The 16,412-nt window shown below is 66.7% G+C and carries 14 protein-coding genes; 6 read left to right on the plus strand and 8 right to left on the minus strand.

Translation table 11 applies throughout. The features are described 5' to 3' along the window. Window positions 1–174: 174 nt before the first annotated feature. Together HU752_RS21950 and HU752_RS21955 are read right to left on the minus strand one after the other, a co-directional pair. A complete protein-coding gene (locus HU752_RS21950; protein ID WP_186675382.1) occupies window positions 175–468 on the minus strand; it encodes a metal-sensing transcriptional repressor in 294 nt (97 codons plus the stop codon). A 58-nt stretch (window positions 469–526) separates the two neighbouring features. Beyond that, window positions 527–877 (minus strand): DUF3147 family protein, encoded by a 351-nt coding sequence (locus tag HU752_RS21955; protein WP_186675381.1) that lies wholly within the window; start codon window positions 875–877, stop codon window positions 527–529. A gap of 258 nt (window positions 878–1,135) precedes the next feature. On the opposite strand from HU752_RS21955, the gene HU752_RS21960 reads away from it, so the two are divergent. The 4 genes from HU752_RS21960 to HU752_RS21975 all read left to right on the plus strand — a co-directional run bounded on the left by HU752_RS21960 (window position 1,136) and on the right by HU752_RS21975 (window position 7,084). After that, window positions 1,136–1,366: a hypothetical protein gene (locus tag HU752_RS21960; RefSeq protein ID WP_367616318.1), complete on the plus strand. Its 231-nt coding sequence runs from the start codon at window positions 1,136–1,138 to the stop codon at window positions 1,364–1,366. A gap of 89 nt (window positions 1,367–1,455) precedes the next feature. After that, on the plus strand, window positions 1,456–2,706 hold the full coding sequence (locus tag HU752_RS21965; RefSeq protein ID WP_186675379.1) for a TolC family protein: 1,251 nt from the start codon (window positions 1,456–1,458) through the stop codon (window positions 2,704–2,706). Continuing rightward, window positions 2,703–3,959, plus strand: coding sequence for an efflux RND transporter periplasmic adaptor subunit (locus tag HU752_RS21970; RefSeq protein WP_225920054.1), 1,257 nt, complete (start codon window positions 2,703–2,705; stop codon window positions 3,957–3,959). Before HU752_RS21965 ends, HU752_RS21970 begins: the two co-directional genes overlap by 4 nt. Further along, a complete protein-coding gene (locus HU752_RS21975) occupies window positions 3,956–7,084 on the plus strand; it encodes an efflux RND transporter permease subunit (protein WP_186675378.1) in 3,129 nt (1,042 codons plus the stop codon). Before HU752_RS21970 ends, HU752_RS21975 begins: the two co-directional genes overlap by 4 nt. On the opposite strand, the gene HU752_RS21980 is transcribed toward HU752_RS21975, so the two are convergent. Further along, entirely contained in the window at window positions 7,081–7,746 is a 666-nt protein-coding gene (locus tag HU752_RS21980; RefSeq protein WP_186675377.1) for a dihydrofolate reductase family protein, read from the minus strand. The genes HU752_RS21975 and HU752_RS21980 overlap by 4 nt on opposite strands. A gap of 129 nt (window positions 7,747–7,875) precedes the next feature. On the opposite strand from HU752_RS21980, the gene HU752_RS21985 reads away from it, so the two are divergent. After that, window positions 7,876–8,028, plus strand: a complete 153-nt coding sequence (locus HU752_RS21985) for a hypothetical protein (RefSeq protein WP_186675376.1) — start codon at window positions 7,876–7,878, stop codon at window positions 8,026–8,028. Continuing rightward, window positions 8,025–9,734: an amidase gene (locus tag HU752_RS21990; RefSeq protein ID WP_186675374.1), complete on the plus strand. Its 1,710-nt coding sequence runs from the start codon at window positions 8,025–8,027 to the stop codon at window positions 9,732–9,734. Before HU752_RS21985 ends, HU752_RS21990 begins: the two co-directional genes overlap by 4 nt. Before the next feature lie 70 nt (window positions 9,735–9,804). Here HU752_RS21990 and HU752_RS21995 read toward each other — a convergent pair whose 3' ends face one another. From HU752_RS21995 to HU752_RS22015, 5 genes are read right to left on the minus strand one after another with little or no spacing between them, the layout of a single operon-like run. Beyond that, window positions 9,805–11,331: an APC family permease gene (locus tag HU752_RS21995; RefSeq protein WP_186675368.1), complete on the minus strand. Its 1,527-nt coding sequence runs from the start codon at window positions 11,329–11,331 to the stop codon at window positions 9,805–9,807. Between the two features lie 58 nt (window positions 11,332–11,389). Next, on the minus strand, window positions 11,390–12,145 hold the full coding sequence (locus HU752_RS22000) for a gamma-glutamyl-gamma-aminobutyrate hydrolase family protein (protein ID WP_186675366.1): 756 nt from the start codon (window positions 12,143–12,145) through the stop codon (window positions 11,390–11,392). Window positions 12,146–12,193: 48 nt separating this feature from the next. Further along, window positions 12,194–13,471, minus strand: coding sequence for an NAD(P)/FAD-dependent oxidoreductase (locus tag HU752_RS22005; RefSeq protein ID WP_186675364.1), 1,278 nt, complete (start codon window positions 13,469–13,471; stop codon window positions 12,194–12,196). A 33-nt stretch (window positions 13,472–13,504) separates the two neighbouring features. Then, window positions 13,505–14,998, minus strand: coding sequence for an aldehyde dehydrogenase (locus tag HU752_RS22010; RefSeq protein ID WP_186675362.1), 1,494 nt, complete (start codon window positions 14,996–14,998; stop codon window positions 13,505–13,507). Window positions 14,999–15,009: 11 nt separating this feature from the next. After that, a complete protein-coding gene (locus tag HU752_RS22015) occupies window positions 15,010–16,395 on the minus strand; it encodes a glutamine synthetase family protein (protein ID WP_186675360.1) in 1,386 nt (461 codons plus the stop codon). Between the last annotated feature and the right edge of the window lie 17 nt (window positions 16,396–16,412).

Below are 16,412 nucleotides of genomic sequence, written 5' to 3' on the forward strand. Positions count from 1 at the left end.
ATCGCCACTGATCGACTGATCGTTCCCACGCTCCGCGTGGGAATGCCTCTCAGGACGCTCGGCGTCCGCTCTTGTGGCGCAGAGCGTCACGGGCTGCGTTCCCACGCAGAGCGTGGGAACGATCAGGGATGCTCCGCGTGAGAACGATCAAGTCTGGGATTGAACGATCAGAGATCACAAGTACTTGGTGATCTGCCTGAACTCTTCCAGCGGTGCCTGCTCGCCGCTGGCCAGGGCACTGACGGTGTGCTCCAGGCAGTGGTCGATGTGATCCTGGATCAGCGTGCGCTTGGCCTGGCACACCGCCTTTTCCACCGCATGCAACTGCTGGGCGATGTCCACGCAGGCGCGGCCGCTCTCGATCATGGCAACGATGCTGCGCAGGTGGCCTTCGGCGCGCTTGAGGCGCTTGACGATGGCATCGTGTGACTGGTGCGCGTGTTCATGCGCGGAAGTGGGTGGGCTCATGGCACGGTCCGCCGGGAAGAAGCGCCCAGTATCCCCCAGCCGGGGCCACACTCCAAGCTCACAGCAGATCGATACCGAACCGCCGAAGCGCCAGGGCGAACAGCAGGAACGCCGCCAGGCTGACGAGTATCCCCGCCAGCAATGCCCACCAGAACCCCAGTCGCGCCAGCAGCGACGGAAACAGCAGGAACATCGGCAACGTGGGCACGACATACCAGAAGGTGTACCAGGCGTGGTTGGCAATCTTTTCCGGGCTCTGCTGCTCGTAATACAGCCAGACCAGGGTCAACAGCGTCACCAGCGGCAGCGAGGCGACCAGCCCGCCGAGCTTGTCGCTGCGCTTGGCGAACTCGGACACCAGCACGACGATGGCCGAAGTGACGAAATACTTGGTGATCAGCCAGCTCATGGGCGTTAGCGTCCGCGGCGCAACGGCATTGGATGAGCCATCATCATATCCCCCCCAGGGGGATACCTCAAGACTGGCACCGGTGACCCGCAAGCGGAAAAACAGTTAATGCTCAGCTAATCGATCTCGTCTAGACTCCCGCCCATGATGCGCCTACTGCGATTGCTCGTTGTCCTGATGCTTACGCTCACGCTTCCCCTCAGCGGGATGGCGGGGATCGCTTCGGCCAGCGAGCCATGTCCGATGCAGGCCATGGGCATGACGACAAAGGCCGCCATGACCCATGACTGCTGCCAGGACCAGGGCAAGTCTTCCGATCACGCCTCCAAGGCCTGCAAGGCCGGCCAGGAGTGCCGCACCGCCGGCACGCTCCAGGTCAACCTGGCCGAACCGGCACGGCCCTTCGCGGCGCCCGCGCCCACCGACACCTACACCCAGGGCCTGGTGAACCGGGCACCGTCCGACCTGTGGCGACCGCCACGCGCCTGATTCCTTCGTAAACCTCACACCATCGTCCCGCCCTCAACGCGGGAGGCTGGCATGCGCCTGTGCGCCGGTTTTTCCGAGGAATCCTCTTCATGACCCTATCTTCACCCACAGGATGGGCGGTTGCCGCCGCCCTGCTGATCCTGTTGCCGAGCGTATCGGCACAGGCCACTTCGTTGTCCCTGGACGATGCGCTGCAACTGGCCGAGCGCAACGCCCCTTCCCTGCAGGCACGCCAGGAACAGATCTCGGCCGCCCGCAGCGCAGTGGTGCCCGCCGGCGAGCTGCCCGACCCCAGGCTCAATCTCGGCCTGCAGAACCTGCCGGTGGACGGCAACGACCGCTGGAGCACCAACCGTGACTTCATGACCATGCAGGTGGTCGGGCTCGCCCAGGAAGTGCCCAACCGCGACAAGCGCAAGGCACGGGTCGAGACCGCCCGGGCCACGGTCGAGCGGGCCGATGCCGAAGCCGTCCTCGAGCGCCTGAAGGTCCGTGCCGCCACGGCGCAGGCCTGGTTGGCGGCCTACACGGTGCAACGCAAGCTGCAACAGTTCGACGACTTCTATCGTGAAAACCGCCTGTTGGCCTCGACCGTGCGCGCCCGGCTGGCCGCAGGCGGTGGCACGACCGCCGACGCCCTCGCTCCGAATCAGGAAGCCGCGCAACTGGATGAACGCAAGGACCTGCTGCTGAGCCAGGCCAGCCAGGCCAGCGCCGCGCTCAAGCGCTGGATCGGCCAGGACGGCGACGTGCAGGCCCGGGCTTTCCCGCAGTGGCCGGTGAACGGCGCGGACTACCTGCATGCGCTGCACACGCATCCGGAGCTGGCGGCCTACGACGCCATGACCCGGGAGGCGCTGGCCCAGGTGCAGCAGGCACAGGCCGAGAAGAAGTCGGATTGGGGCTGGCAGGTGGACTATCAACGCCGCGGGCCGGACTTCAGCAACATGGTCAGCCTGCAAGTGAGTATGCAACTGCCGCTGTTCACCGGCTCCCGCCAGGACCCGATGATCGCGGCGCGGCGCGCCCAGGTGCGCCAACTGGAGGACGAGCAGCAGGCCCTGCTGCGTGAACACACCGCCCAGCTGGAGGCCGATCTGGCGGAGTATCAGCGCCTGCAACGCGCCGTGGCACGCAGCCGGGACACCCTGCTGCCACTGGCCGAAGAGCGCGTGCGCCTGACGCTGGCCGACTACCGGGCCGGCAAGTCGGCCTTGAGCGAGGTGCTCGCCGCACGGCGTCAACGCGTGGAGGCACGGCTACAGGACATCGACCTGCAAGGCCAGTTGGCGGCGACCACCGCACGCCTGCATTTCGCGTACGGGGAGACACGCGCATGAACAACACCTCTATCGGACTGATCGCGATACTGGCATTGGCCGTGGGCGGCGGCGCCGGCTACTGGCTGGCGCAACAGCGCCCTGCGGCGGCGGCGGCACCGGCAGCGGCGCAGCAGCAGGCGCTGTACTGGTACGACCCGATGTACCCGCAACAGCACTTCCCGGCGCCCGGCAAGTCGCCCTTCATGGACATGCAACTGGTGGCGAAATACGCCGATGGCAATGCCGACTCGGCCACCCCCGCGGTGCAGATCACCCAGGGGGTGCAGCAGAACCTGGGGGTGCGCCTGACGACCGTGACCCGCGGGCGACTGGAGCGCACGCTGCAGGTCAGCGGCGTGCTGGCCTTCGACGAGCGCAAGCTCAGTGTGCTGCAGGCCCGCACCGCCGGCTTCATCGAGCGCACCTATGCCCGGGCCACCGGCGACCGGGTGACGCGCGGCACGCCCCTGGCCGATGTGCTGGCACCGGAATGGACGGGGCTGCAGGAAGAGTTCCTGGCCCTGCGCCGCGTCGGCGACGCCGATCTGCAGCGCGCCGCGCGCCAGCGCCTGCTGCTGGCGGGCATGCCGGCCGAACTGATCGAACGGGTCGCACGCAGTGGCAAGGTGCAGAACCGGGTGACCCTGGTCGCACCCGAGGCCGGCGTCATCCAGGCACTGGACCTGCGTCCGGGCATGACGATTACGCCGGGCTCGACCCTGGCACGGATCAACGGGATCGACTCGGTCTGGCTCGAAGCCTCGGTACCGGAGGCCCAGGCCCGGGGATTGCGCGAGGGGCAGGCGGTACAGGCCACCCTGCCGGGCTTCCCTGGTGAAACGGTGCCGGGCAAAGTCACCGCCCTGCTCGCCGATGCCGACCTGCAAAGCCGCACCCTGCGCCTGCGCATCGAACTGCCCAATGCCGACGGTCGGCTGCGTCCGGGGATGACCGCGCAGGTCACCCTGCATCCTGCGCCAGCCACCGATGACAGCCTGCTGTTGCCCGCCGAGGCGGTGATTCGTACCGGCCAGCGCGATGTGGTGATGCTGGCCGAAGACCAGGGCCGTTTCCGCCCGGTGGAAGTGACACTGGGCCAGGAGAGCGGCGGCCAGGTCGCCGTGCTGCGCGGCCTGCAGGCCGGACAGCAGGTGGTTGCCTCCGGGCAGTTCCTGATTGACTCCGAAGCCAGCCTCAAGGGCATCGAAGCCACGACGGCGCCGGACTCCCCACCGGCAGCGTCGCCCTTGCAGCAGGAGAGCCGGCCATGATCGCCAAACTGATTCGCTGGTCGGTCGGCAATCGCATCCTGGTGCTGCTCATCACCCTGTTCCTGCTGGCCTGGGGCGTCTTTTCGCTGCGTAGCCTGCCGATCGATGCGCTACCGGACCTGTCGGACGCACAGGTGATCATCCGCACCTCCTACCCGGGGCAAGCCCCGCAGATCGTCGAGAACCAGGTCACCTACCCGCTGACCACCACCATGCTCTCGGTGCCGGGCGCCAGGACCGTGCGCGGCTACTCGGCGTTCGGCGACAGCTTCGTCTACGTGCTGTTCGAGGATGGCACCGACCCCTACTGGGCACGCTCGCGGGTGCTGGAGTACCTGAGCCAGGTGCAGTCGCGCCTGCCGGCGGCGGCCAAGCCGGTGCTCGGCCCGGACGCCACCGGGGTGGGCTGGATCTACCAGTACGCCCTGGTCGACCGCAGCGGCGGCCATGACCTGTCGCAACTGCGCAGCCTGCAGGACTGGTTCCTGCGCTTCGAACTCAAGACCCTGCCGGACGTCGCCGAAGTGGCGAGCATCGGTGGCATGGTCAAGCAGTACCAGGTATTGCTGGATACGCAGCGCATGGCCAGTCGCGGCATCACCCAGGACGAGGTGGCGCAGGCCATCGCCAAGGCCAACCAGGAAACCGGTGGCGGCGTGCTCGAACAGGGCGAGGCGGAGTTCATGGTGCGCGCGTCCGGCTACCTGAAAACCCTGGACGACTTCCGCGCCATCCCGCTGCGCCTGGCCGCCAACGGCGCCCCGGTGACACTGGGCGACGTGGCGACAGTGCAGCTCGGCCCGGAGTCACGCCGGGGCATCGGCGAACTGGACGGCCAGGGCGAAGCCGTGGGCGGCGTGGTCATCCTGCGCAGCGGCAAGAACGCCCGGGAAGCGATCGCCCACCTCAAGGACAAGCTCGACGTCCTGAAAAAGAGCCTGCCAGCGGGTGTCGAACTGGTCACCACCTATGACCGCAGCCAACTGATCGATCGCGCCGTGGAGAACCTCAGCCACAAGCTGATCGAGGAGTTCATCGTGGTCGCCCTGGTGTGCGCGGTGTTCCTCTGGCACCTGCGCTCGTCGCTGGTGGCGATCATCTCGCTGCCGGTGGGGGTCCTGACCGCCCTGATCGTCATGCACCACCAGGGCATCAACGCCAACATCATGTCGCTCGGCGGTATCGCCATCGCCATCGGCGCCATGGTCGATGCCGCCGTGGTGATGATCGAGAACGCGCACAAGCGTGTCGAGGCCTGGCACAGGCGCCATCCCGGGGAAACGCTGCAGGGTGAGCAGCACTGGCAGGTCATGACCGAGGCGGCCGTGGAGGTCGGGCCGGCGCTGTTCTTCAGCCTGATGATCATCACCCTGTCGTTCGTGCCGGTGTTCACCCTGCAGGCCCAGGAGGGACGGCTGTTCGCGCCACTGGCCTTCACCAAGACCTACGCCATGGCGGCCGCTGCGGGGCTGGCGGTGACCCTGGTGCCGGTGCTGATGGGCTACTGGATTCGCGGCCCGCTGCCGGCCGAGGAACGCAACCCGCTCAACCGCGGGCTGATCCGCCTCTACCGCCCGGCACTGGATGTCGTGCTGCGTCGCCCCCTGCTCACCCTGCTCGGCGCCCTGCTGCTCCTGCTCAGCAGCCTATGGCCCTTGAGCCACCTGGGCGGGGAATTCCTGCCACCGCTGGACGAAGGTGACCTGCTGTACATGCCCTCGGCCCTGCCGGGCCTGTCGGCGCAGACGGCCTCGGAACTGCTGCAGCGCACCGACCGGCTGATCCGCACCGTGCCGGAGGTCGCCAGCGTATTCGGCAAGGCCGGGCGGGCGGAATCCGCCACCGACCCGGCGCCCCTGGAAATGTTCGAAACCATTGTGCGGCTCAAGCCCAAGGATCAGTGGCGCGCGGGCATGACCAGCGAGAAGCTGATCGAGGAGCTCGATCGTACCGTACGCGTTCCGGGCCTGACCAACATCTGGATCCCGCCGATCCGCAACCGGATCGACATGCTCGCCACCGGTATCAAGAGCCCGATCGGGGTCAAGGTGGCCGGCAACGACCTGGCCCAGATCGACCGGGCGACACAGGCCATCGAACACGTCGCCAAGGGCGTGCCCGGGGTCACGTCGGCGCTGGCCGAGCGCCTGACCGGCGGGCGCTACGTCGACCTCGACATCGACCGCCCGGCCGCAGCCCGCTACGGTCTGAACATTGCCGACGTGCAGGCCATCGTCGCCGGCGCCATTGGCGGCGAGACCATCGGCGAAACCGTCGAAGGCCTGGCCCGCTACCCGATCAGCCTGCGCTACCCGCGCGAGTGGCGCGACTCCGTCGAGGCGCTGCGCCAACTGCCGATCTACACCCCGCAGGGCAGCCAGATCACCCTCGGCACGGTGGCACGCGTGCGCATCAGCGACGGTCCGCCGATGCTCAAGAGCGAAAACGCCCGTCCTTCCGGCTGGGTGTACATCGACGTCCGTGGCCGTGACCTGTCGTCCGTGGTCGCCGACCTGCGCCAGGCAGTGGCCCGCGAGGTGAAACTCGATCCCGGCATGAGCCTGAACTACTCCGGCCAGTTCGAGTACCTGGAGCGCGCCAACGCCCGCCTGGCCTGGGTGGTGCCGGCGACATTGGCGATCATCTTCGTGCTGCTCTACCTGACCTTCGGCCAGCTCGGCCAGGCCCTGCTGATCATGGCTACCCTGCCCTTCGCCCTGATCGGCGGCGTGTGGCTGCTGTACCTGATGGGCTACAACCTGTCGGTGGCCACGGGTGTCGGCTTCATCGCCCTGGCCGGGGTCGCGGCGGAATTCGGGGTGATCATGCTGATCTACCTGGACAATGCCTGGGCCGAGCGCCAGGCCACGGGTGAATGCACGCGGCAGGCGTTGCTGGAGGCGATTGGCGAGGGGGCGGTGCAACGCATCCGTCCCAAGGCGATGACCGTTGCCGTGATCGTCGCGGGCCTGCTGCCCATCCTCTGGAGCAGCGGTACCGGCAGCGAGGTGATGAGCCGCATTGCCGTGCCAATGGTCGGTGGCATGCTGACCGCGCCCCTGCTCTCGCTGTTCGTGATACCGGCCGCCTACTGGCTGATGCGCCGGCGCAAGCTGGCGGCCTAGGGGCCGACCACCTGGCCCTGACGCCGCAGGATGACATGCGTGGCGTTGGCCGAGGCTACGGACTCGACACAGGCGTAGCCCAGGGCCCGCAGGTCGAGCCCCTCGAACAGTGCCTCTCCCCGGCCCAGCAGGACCGGGGAGATGGCAAGGTGCAGCTCATCGATCAGGCCTTCACGAAGGTACTGGCGAAGGGTGTTCACCCCGCCGCCGATCCGCACATCCCTGCCGGCAGCGGCCTCCCGCGCCCGATCCAGCGCCTCATGAATACCGCCGGTGACGAAGTGGAACGTGGTGCCGCCGGCCATCGCGAGGTCGGGCCGCGCATGGTGGGTCAGCACGAAGACCGGCACGTGATACGGCGGGTTATCCCCCCACCAGCCTTGCCAATTCAGGTCCGGCCAGGCGCCACGAACCGGCCCGAACATGTTCCGCCCCAGGATCCAGGCACCGACATGCTCGAAGCCACGGGCGGCGAAATCATCGTCGATGCCGGTGCTGCCCTCGTCCTTGCCGAACAGGTGCTGTTGGAACGTGCGTGTCGGCAGCAGCCAGCGGTGCAACTCGGTGCCGCAGACACCGAGCGGGTGATCGAGGTCCTGGTCGGGCCCCGCTGCATAGCCATCAAGCGAGAGGGTGAAGCTCTGGACGCGTACACGTGTCATGGTTCGACTCCGCTGGGACGTTGACCGATCAGGAACCGGCAACCGCTCGCCTACCCGCTCCAGCACCCGGCAGGTGCTTTCCCAAGCGTAGGTAATCCAGAAGCCCTGTCAGCGAATCCTGCAAAGGAAATGACCAACGGCGATGGCTGGCCGGGAAACGGCCATCAGCTTGCAACGCTGAAAGGTCACCTTTCGGGTTTGCCGATGCTGAACGACCGCCGCGCACTTATCCTGCCTTATCCAGGATTCATCGATAAACCAAGAAATGGCACAGAACCATGATCGAAGTCACCGAACTCTCCATCGCCGAGCTACGCGGCGCCCTTGAATCAGGCCGGACCACGGCGCTCGCGCTGGTGGAAGCCTACCTGGCCCGGATCGACGCCTACGACACGCCCGCTACCGCCACGGCATTGAACGCCGTGGTGGTGCGCAACCCTGACGCACTCGACGAGGCACGGGCATCCGATGCTCGTCGAGCCCAGGGCAAGACCCTGGGCCCGCTGGACGGCATCCCCTACACCGCCAAGGACAGCTACCTGGTCAAGGGCCTGACCGCTGCCTCGGGCAGCCCGGCCTTCAAGGACCTGGTCGCCCAGCGTGACGCCTTCACCATCGAGCGCCTGCGCGCCGCCGGGGCGATCTGCCTGGGCAAGACCAACATGCCACCGATGGCCAATGGCGGCATGCAGCGGGGCGTCTATGGTCGGGCCGAGAGCCCGTACAACGCCGACTACCTGACCGCGCCCTTTGCCTCGGGCTCGTCGAACGGTGCGGGCACCGCCACTGCCGCCAGCTTTTCCGCGTTCGGCCTGGCCGAGGAAACCTGGTCGAGCGGCCGCGGACCTGCGTCGAACAACGGCCTGTGCGCCTACACCCCGTCGCGCGGGGTGATTTCGGTACGCGGCAACTGGCCGCTGACGCCGACCATGGACGTGGTGGTGCCCTATGCCCGGACCATGGCCGACCTGCTGGAAGTGCTGGACGTAGTGGTCGCGGACGATCCGGACAGCTCCGGCGACCTCTGGCGCCTGCAGCCCTGGGTCCCCCTTCCGGCGCCGTCGGCCGTGCGCCCCGACTCCTACCTGACGCTCGCCGCCGACGCCAGCCTGCTGGCCGGCAAGCGCCTCGGCGTGCCGCGCATGTTCATCAACCGCGACCTCGAAGCGGGCACCAGCGAAAAGCCGGGCATCGGCGGCCCGACCGGCCAGCGCATCCACACCCGCGCCTCGGTCATCGCCCTTTGGGACAGCGCGCGCCAGGCACTGGAAGCGGCGGGCGCCACGGTGGTGGAAGTCGACTTTCCGCTGGTCTCCAATTGCGAAGGCGACCGCCCCGGCGCCCCGACCGTGTACAACCGCGGCCTGGTCTCGAAAGCCTTCCTGCATGAAGAGCTCTGGGAGCTGTCGGCCTGGGGCTTCGACAATTTCCTGCGCGACAACGCTGACCCGGCATTGAATCGCCTGGCCGATGTCGACGGTCCGAGCATCTTCCCCCACGACCCGGGCACCCTGCCCAACCGCGAGGACGACCTCGCCGCCGGCATGGCGGAATATGTGCGCATGGCGCAGCAGGGGATCAAGCCCTGGCATGAGCTGCCGTCGTTGCCGGACGGCCTGCGCGGCCTGGAACAGACCCGCAAGCTCGACCTGGAAGACTGGATGCAGGCGCTGCAGCTCGACGCCGTGCTGTTCCCGACGGTCGCCGACGTCGGCCCGGCCGATGCCGATGTGAACCCGGTGTCCGCCGATATCGCCTGGAGCAACGGCATCTGGGTAGCCAACGGCAACCTGGCGATCCGGCACCTGGGCGTACCGACGGTGACCGTGCCCATGGGCCTGATGGCCGATATCGGCATGCCGGTCGGCCTGACCTTCGCCGGCCGGGCCTATGACGACAACCAGCTGTTGCAGCTGGCCTCGGCCTTCGAGTCGACCGGTTCGAAACGTGTGATCCCGCCCCGTACCCCGCCGCTGAAACGCCAGTGACGGATCGGCCCCTCGCCACGGCTCTCATCGTCAACCGATGAGTCCGCAGCGAGGGGCCGCTGCCTCCAGCTCAGTTCTTCGTCACCATCGACAACGTACTGCCCAGGAAAAACGCCGGGGTACGCCAGCGGGCGAACAGCATCAGCACCAGGCCCAGCGCCAGGATGGTCATGGCGATGATGAACACCAGCCCCACGCCGGCAATGTGCGAACCGCTGCCGAACTCGGGCGAGATACTGTCGAAGGCCGTCTGCCAGAAGATCACCGAGAGCATCGACGCCCCCACCAGCGGGCACAGGCCGCGCATGAGGAAATGCCGCAGGCTGAAGAACAGGCTATGCCGGAAATACCAGACGCAGGCGAAAGCCGTCAGCGAGTAGTAGAAGCAGATCATCATGCCCAGGGCGGTGATGGTGTCGGCCAGCACGTTGTCGCTCAGGGTACGCATGGTCACGTAGAACGCACCGGTGGCAATGCCCGCGGCAATCGTCGCGTAGCGCGGGGTGCGTGAGCGCGGGCAAATGCTGGCGAAGCGCTGCGACACCGCGCCGTAGTAACCCATCGCCAACAGGGTGCGTGCCGGCGAGATGAAGGTCGATTGCAACGATGCGGCGGTGCTCGCCAACACCGCGACGGACATCAGGATCGCCAGCGGACCCATCACCGGACCGGCCAGGTGGGCGAAGACGTTTTCCTGGATCTGCGGGTTGCCCAGGCCCCAGCCCGTCTCGCCGATACCGGCGAACTGCAGGGTCGCGGCGGCGGTGAACAGGTACAGCGCGAGGATCACCAGCACCGTCACGGTGGCCGCACGGCCAGGGACCTTCTCGCTGCCGACCGACTCCTCGCTGACGGTCAGGCACAGGTCCCAACCCCAGAAGATGAAGATCGACAGCGAAAGCCCTGCGGCGAAGGCCGAGAATGACTCGATGTTGAAGGGGTTGAACCATTCCGCGTGGAACACCACCGGTGCCGAGGGTGGCGCGGCCTGGAACGCCGCGACGGAGAACCCGATCAACACCAGCAACTGCAGGGCGACCAGCGCATACTGCACGCGCATGGTCATGCCGATGCCCCGGCAACTGATCCACACCGCCACCGAGATGAACGCACAGCAGGTGACGATGTTCACCAGCAGGTTTTCCCGCAACGCCGCCAGTTCCGCGACGCCAGTGAGCTGGGCCAGGAACAGGTAGAAGAAGTCCACCGCCACGCCGGCCAGGTTGGACAGCACGATCGTCGTCGCCGTGACCAGTCCCCAACCGCCGATCCAGCCGATCATCGGGCCAAACGCCCGGGCCGACCAGGTGAACGAGGTGCCGCTGTCCGGCTCGGCCGCATTCAGTTCGCGATAGCCCAATGCGACCAGCAGCATCGGCAGGAAACCGACGATGAACACGGCGGGCAGATAAACGCCCACTTCACGGACGGTGGGCCCCAGTGCACCGGTCAGTGTGTAGACCGGCGCAATGGTCGATATGCCCAGTACCACGCAGGCGAACAGCCCGACCTTGCCCTGGGCCAGGCCCTTGGAGTTCACGGAGTCGTCCGTGCCAGTCCTCTCGTGGCCCTGGGCGACCTCGATGTATTCACTCATAAGCCTTTGCCACCTTTTGGAATTATTTTCAGTGTCGCTGGATCAGGTCCGAGCGCAGTCAGCGCGCTCGGCGCACCTCGGCATAACGCTCGCAGGCATCCCTGAACGCCTGGAACAAGGTGCGCGATTCGGGGTTCTCGTTCAGGCGCCATTCCGGGTGCCATTGCACCCCCACGACGAAGCCTCGCGAGTCACGGACCGAGACGGCCTCGACCAGGCCATCCGGTGCCAGGGCCTCGACCCGCAGCGCAGGTGCCAGGCGGTCGATGCCCTGGCTGTGCAGCGAGTTGACGCGGAACTCGGCCGGCAGGCCAAGCTGTTCGAACACCCCACCGGCCTGCACCTGGACCGCATGCTGCGGCGCGTACTGCTCGGCCAGTGAATCCGCCTGCGGCTCGCGGTGATCGAGGAAACCGGGCAGCTCCTGCACGCGCTGGTGCAGCGAACCGCCCAGGCTGACATTGAGCTCCTGGAAACCACGGCAGATGCAGAACACCGGAATGCCCTTGTCGATGGCCAGGCGTAGCAGCGGCAAGGTGTTGGCGTCACGCGCCGCATCGTGGGCGGTGCCCTCCAGGCTCGGCTCGCCCTGGTAGAGGGAAGGATCGACGTTGGACGGCGAACCGGTGAACAGCAGGCCGTCGAGGTGTTCCAGCAGATCCTGCGGATCGCTGGGGAGGCTGCGCGCTGGCAGCAGCACCGGCAGCCCGGCCTCGGCTGCGGCTTCGACATACTTGTCGCCGACGGTGTGGGAATCGTATTTACCCAGCAGTTGTCGGCAGGCGGTGACACCGATCAGGGGCACGCGGGACATGGTCATTCTCCAGAAAAATGCCGTCAGCGCCGGGCTGACGGCAGAGGCTCAGACACCCAGGCGATCACGCAGCTGGTAGTAGGCGGCGCCCATGGCGGTGAACGGCACGCGCAGCAGCCGCCCGCCCGGGAACGGGTAGTGGGTCAGCCCGGCGAGGGCGTCGAAACGCTCGGCCTGGCTGCGCAGCGCCTCGGCCAGCACCTTGCCGGCCAGGTGCGTGTAGGTCACGCCGTGGCCGCTGCAGCCCTGGGAGTAGTAGATGTTGTCGCTCAGGCGCCCGACCTGCGGCAGGCGCGACAGGGTCAGCAGGAAGTTGCCGGTCCAGGTGAAATCGATCTTCACGTTCTTGAGCTGCGGGAAGGTCTTGAGCATCTTCGGCCGGATGATCGCCTCGATGTCCGCCGGATCGCGCGCGCCATAGACCACGCCACCGCCGTAGATCAGCCGGCGGTCGGCGGTCAGGCGGAAGTAGTCGAGCAGGTAGTTGCAGTCCTCGACGCAGTAGTCCTGCGGCAGCAGGCTGCGCGCCAGGTCCTCGGACAGCGGCTCGGTCGCCAGCACCTGGGTACCGCACGGCATCGACTTGGCGGCGAGTTCCGGCACCAGCCCACCGAGGTAGGCGTTACCGGCCACCACGACGAACTTGGCCCGGACCTGGCCCTTGGACGTGTGCACCACCGGGCTGTCGCCCCGGTCGATACGGGTTGCCGGGCTCTGTTCGTAGATCGCGCCGCCCAGCGAGGCGACGGCGGCGGCCTCACCCAGGGCCAGGTTGAGCGGATGAATGTGACCACCGCTCATGTCGAGCATGCCGCCGACATACCGGTCGGTGCCGACGACCTCGCGGATGCGCCGCTCGTCCATCAGCTCCAGCTGGGTGTGCCCATAGCGTTCCCAGAGCTTTTTCTGCGACTCCAGGTGCGCCAACTGCTTGGGGGTGATGGCAGCGAAGACACCGCCGTCCTTGAGGTCGCAGTCGATGCCATAACGCGCGACGCGCTCGCGGATGATCCGCCCGCCCTCAAAGGCCATTTCGCCGAGCAATTGCGCCTGGCGGGCACCGGTCTGGCGCTCGATGACATCGATGTCGCGGCTGTAGCTGTTGACGATCTGCCCGCCATTGCGCCCCGAGGCGCCGAAGCCGACCTTGGCCGCTTCCAGCACCGTGACCCGGAAACCGTGCTCCAGCAGGAACAGCGCGGTGGACAGCCCGGTGTAGCCCGCGCCGATGATGCAGACATCGGTCTCCACCGACTCGGCGAGTTGCGGGTAGTCGGTGTCCAGGTTACGCGAAGCCGCGTAGAAACTTGCAACGTGATTGTTCATGGAAAGACTCCTCGAACGTGAAAGCGATGCTCCTCAGAGCTTGATCCAGGTCGCCTTCAGTTCCGTGTACTTGTCGAAGGCATGCAGCGACTTGTCGCGGCCATTGCCGGATTGTTTGAAACCGCCAAACGGCGCGGTCATGTCGCCGCCGTCGTACTGGTTGACCCACACGCTGCCGGCGCGCAACGCCCGCGCCAGGCGGTGGCCGCGCGACAGGTCGCTGGTCCACAGGGCGGCGGCCAGGCCATAGGGCGTGTCATTGGCGATGCGCACGGCCTCGGCCTCGCTGTCGAAATCGATGACGGCCAGCACCGGGCCGAAAATCTCTTCCTGGGCGATACGCATGGCGTTGTCCACGCCGTCGAAGATGGTCGGTTCGACGTAGCTGCCACCGGTGTCCTGCAGCGCACGGCGACCGCCGCTGACCAGTTGCGCGCCCTCCTTCCGGCCGGACTCGATGAAGCCCAGTACCGTCTGCAAGTGACCGTCGTCGACCAGCGCGCCGACGCGGGTGTCCGGGTCCAGGGCATGCCCGGGCTTCCAGCGCTGCAAGGCCTCGACCACCAGCGGCAGGAAACGCGCCTTGATCGAGCGCTCAACCAGCAGCCGCGAACCGGCGATGCACACCTCGCCCTGGTTGAAGGCGATGGCGGCCGCGGCCGCTTCGGCGGCGGCCTGCAGGTCGGGGGCGTCGGCAAACACGATGTTCGGGCTCTTGCCACCGGCCTCCAGCCAGACCCGCTTCATGTTCGACTCACCGGCGTAGACCAGCAGTTGCTTGGCGATCCGCGTGGAGCCGGTGAACACCAGGGTGTCCACGTCCCCGTGCAGCGCCAGGGCCTGCCCAACGGTGTGGCCGAACCCCGGCAGCACGTTGAACACCCCTGCCGGAATACCGGCTTCGAGCGCCAGCTGGGCGATGCGGATCGCGGTCAGCGGCGACTTCTCGGAAGGCTTGAGGATCACCGAGTTGCCGGTCGCCAGCGCGGGGCCGAGCTTCCAGCAGGCCATCATCAGCGGGAAGTTCCACGGCACGATGGCCGCGACCACGCCGACCGGTTCGCGGGTGACCAGGCCAAGCTGATCAGGGGGCGTCGGTGCGACTTCGTCGTAGACCTTGTCGATGGCCTCGGCGCTCCAGCGGATGGCATTGGCCGCTGCCGGCACGTCGATGCCCAGCGAATCGCTGATGGGCTTGCCCATGTCGAGGGTTTCCAGCAGCGCCAGTTCCTCGGCATGCGCCAGCAGCAGGTCGGCAAAGCCTATGAGCACCCGCTTGCGCTGCGCCGGCGCCTGGTTGCGCCAGTCACCGCGCTCGAAACTGGCACGGGCGGCCTGCACCGCCAGCTCGGCGTCGTCGGCCTGGCAGCTGGCGACGTCCGCCAGCAGCCGACCATCCACCGGGCTGGACTTGGCGAATGAGCCACCGGCCACGGCCTCCCGATAGTGACCGTCGATGAACGCCCGGCCTTCGATGCTCAAGCCGTTGAAGCGCCGTTCCCACTGTTCACGTGTTGTCGTTTTCATTGCCGGCCTCCTCAGACGGTGTGCAGGTACCAGTTGTATTCGAGGTCCGAAATGGTGGTTTCGAACTCCTGCATCTCGGCTTCCTTGCACGCGACGAAAATGTCGATGTACTCGGGGCTGATGTACTGGTTCAGCACTTCGCTGTCGTCCAGCTCGCGCAAGGCGTCGCGCAGGTTGTTCGGCAGGCTCTGCTCCAACTGCTCGTAGGAGTTGCCATCGATCGGGTCGCCCGGTTCCAGTTGGTGGGTCAGGCCGTGGTGGATGCCGGCCAGGATCGACGCCATCATCAGGTACGGGTTGGCATCGGCGCCGGCGACGCGGTGTTCGATACGAATCGCATCGGAACCACCGGTGGGTACGCGCACCGCCACGGTCCGGTTGTCCAGGCCCCAGCTCGGTGCGTTCGGCACGTAGAACTGCGCGCCGAAACGGCGATAGGAGTTGACGTTCGGGCACAGGAAGGCCATCGACGCCGGCATGGTTTCCAGCACGCCAGCGATTGCATGACGCAGTGGCGCATGGGTCAGCGGATCGTCGGTGGCGAAGATGTTCTTGCCGGTCTTCTTGTCGATCAGCGAGATGTGCACGTGCAGGCCGTTACCCGCCTGGCCCGGATAGGGCTTGGCCATGAAGGTCGAGTCCATCTCGTGGTCGTAGGCGATGTTCTTCACCAGGCGCTTGAGCAACACCGCGTAGTCGCAGGCCTTGAGCGCGTCCTCGACGTGATGCAGGTTGACCTCGAACTGCGCGGGGGCACTTTCCTTGACGATCGCGTCGGCCGGGATGCCCTGCTCCTTGGCCGCTTCGAGCATGTCCTGGAGGCAGTCGACGTACTCGTCGAGGTCGTCGATCAGGTACACCTGGGTCGAGATCGGGCGCTTGCCGGAAATCGGCGAACGCGGTGGCTGTGGCCGGCCGTTCACGTTTTCCTGGTCGATCAGGTAGAACTCCAGCTCGAACGCCGCGCAGATGGTCAGGCCCAGCTCATCGAACTTCTGCACCACCTGGCGCAGCACCTCCCGCGGGTCGGCGAAGAACGGCCGGCCGTCGAGTTCGTGCATGGTCATCAGCAGTTGGGCGGTGGGCCGCTTCTGCCAGGGCTCGGCACTCAGGGTGTTGGGAATCGGGTAGCAGATGCGGTCGGCATCGCCGATGTCCAGGCCCAGGCCGGAGCTCTCGACGGTGGAACCGTTGATGTCCAGGGCGAACAGCGAAGCGGGAAGATTGATGCCTTTCTCGTAGACCTTGTGCAGGCTGCCGCGTTCGACGCGCTTGCCACGCACGACACCGTTCATGTCGGTGATCAGCAGGTCGACAAACTGAATGTCGGGATTCTCCTTGAGGAAGATGTTCGCTTCATTGAGCTGCACAACACGAGGGGAGACTGGGGAGTTCATGAGGGGGTACATCCTTG

Origin of the sequence: Pseudomonas vanderleydeniana, from assembly GCF_014268755.2 — a bacterium.
GTDB classification, from domain to species: domain Bacteria; phylum Pseudomonadota; class Gammaproteobacteria; order Pseudomonadales; family Pseudomonadaceae; genus Aquipseudomonas; species Aquipseudomonas vanderleydeniana.

Excerpts from the sequence above, each read along its gene's own strand:
- HU752_RS21950 (WP_186675382.1), bottom strand. The coding sequence starts at position 468 with ATGAGCCCACCCACTTCCGCGCATGAACACGCGCACCAGTCACACGAT.
- HU752_RS21955 (WP_186675381.1), bottom strand. The coding sequence starts at position 877 with ATGAGCTGGCTGATCACCAAGTATTTCGTCACTTCGGCCATCGTCGTG.
- HU752_RS21960 (WP_367616318.1), top strand. The coding sequence starts at position 1,136 with ATGACGACAAAGGCCGCCATGACCCATGACTGCTGCCAGGACCAGGGC.
- HU752_RS21965 (WP_186675379.1), top strand. The coding sequence starts at position 1,456 with ATGACCCTATCTTCACCCACAGGATGGGCGGTTGCCGCCGCCCTGCTG.
- HU752_RS21970 (WP_225920054.1), top strand. The coding sequence starts at position 2,703 with ATGAACAACACCTCTATCGGACTGATCGCGATACTGGCATTGGCCGTG.
- HU752_RS21975 (WP_186675378.1), top strand. The coding sequence starts at position 3,956 with ATGATCGCCAAACTGATTCGCTGGTCGGTCGGCAATCGCATCCTGGTG.
- HU752_RS21980 (WP_186675377.1), bottom strand. The coding sequence starts at position 7,746 with ATGACACGTGTACGCGTCCAGAGCTTCACCCTCTCGCTTGATGGCTAT.
- HU752_RS21985 (WP_186675376.1), top strand. The coding sequence starts at position 7,876 with ATGACCAACGGCGATGGCTGGCCGGGAAACGGCCATCAGCTTGCAACG.
- HU752_RS21990 (WP_186675374.1), top strand. The coding sequence starts at position 8,025 with ATGATCGAAGTCACCGAACTCTCCATCGCCGAGCTACGCGGCGCCCTT.
- HU752_RS21995 (WP_186675368.1), bottom strand. The coding sequence starts at position 11,331 with ATGAGTGAATACATCGAGGTCGCCCAGGGCCACGAGAGGACTGGCACG.
- HU752_RS22000 (WP_186675366.1), bottom strand. The coding sequence starts at position 12,145 with ATGTCCCGCGTGCCCCTGATCGGTGTCACCGCCTGCCGACAACTGCTG.
- HU752_RS22005 (WP_186675364.1), bottom strand. The coding sequence starts at position 13,471 with ATGAACAATCACGTTGCAAGTTTCTACGCGGCTTCGCGTAACCTGGAC.
- HU752_RS22010 (WP_186675362.1), bottom strand. The coding sequence starts at position 14,998 with ATGAAAACGACAACACGTGAACAGTGGGAACGGCGCTTCAACGGCTTG.
- HU752_RS22015 (WP_186675360.1), bottom strand. The coding sequence starts at position 16,395 with ATGAACTCCCCAGTCTCCCCTCGTGTTGTGCAGCTCAATGAAGCGAAC.